The organism is Chromobacterium vaccinii (genome assembly GCF_000971335.1).
Taxonomy (GTDB): domain Bacteria; phylum Pseudomonadota; class Gammaproteobacteria; order Burkholderiales; family Chromobacteriaceae; genus Chromobacterium; species Chromobacterium vaccinii.
Map to the genome: position 1 here is coordinate 1 of NZ_JZJL01000133.1, position 1,033 is coordinate 1,033.

The following is a 1,033-nucleotide window of genomic DNA, read 5'->3' on the forward strand; positions in this document are numbered from 1 at the left end:
GGCTTTGTTGCACAAATCGGGGTCTGCTTGCGTCCGGTAGAGTGATGGCATGAACAAGCCCCTCCGTCCCAAGTACCAGACCACCAACTGGCATGCCTACAATCAGTCCCTCAAGCAGCGAGGGCAGCTACTCCTCTGGCTCGACAAAGACATGAACTGGCTGGCGCCTGCCACAGGCAAACGGGGACGGCAGCCGACCTTCTCTGACGCCGCCATTCAGTTCTGTCTCACCATTAAATGTCTTTTTGGCCTAGCGTTACGGCAAGCCACAGGCATGGTCGAAAGCATGCTTCGCCTGGCTGGGCTTGACTGGGCTGTTCCCGACTTCAGTACGCTTTCCCGCCGGCAGAAAGACCTGCAGGTGCGCATCTCGGTGCAGAAGAAGCAGGGTTGCCTGCATCTCCTAGTGGACAGCACCGGCATCAAAATGATGGGCGAAGGCGAGTGGAAGGTGAAAAAACATGGCGCTGACTACCGCCGTCAATGGCGCAAGCTGCATCTGGGGATTGATGCGGAAACGCTGGAAATCCGAGCCATGGAAGTGACCGACAATCGCACCGGCGATGCCACGATGTTGCCGGAGTTGCTATCGCAAATTCCGGAGGCAGAGGAAGTCGTAACGGTGACCACGGATGGGGCGTACGACACACGGCTATGTCACGCTGCGATTGCGGAGCGTGGGGCTGCGGCCATCATTCCCCCGCGTCGAAACGGCCAATTCTGGAAAGGGAATTCACAGGGCAATCAGGCTCGAAATGAGTCGCTACGCTCGGTGAAGTATCTGGGGCGAACGCTCTGGAAAAAGTGGAGTGGTTACCGTCGACGCAGCCTGGTCGAAACGAAGATGCACTGTTTCAAGTTGCTGGCGGACCGCGTCAAGTCGCGAGACTTTGACCGGCAGGTAGCGAGCTTCAAATCTGTGCAGCGATTCTGAATCGCTTTACAGCCCTGGGCACGCCGCAAACGGTACGCATGGGATAAATCCGGCTGGGGATTGGGGTAGCTCGGCCTTTAACTGATTTGTGCAACAAAG

1 pseudogene is annotated in these 1,033 nt (G+C 57.2%); it reads left to right on the top strand.

Annotation, left to right across the window (positions count from 1 at the left end):
- Window positions 1–49: 49 nt before the first annotated feature.
- A pseudogene (locus VL52_RS22915) lies at window positions 50–981 on the top strand (IS5 family transposase).
- Window positions 982–1,033: the final 52 nt, after the last annotated feature.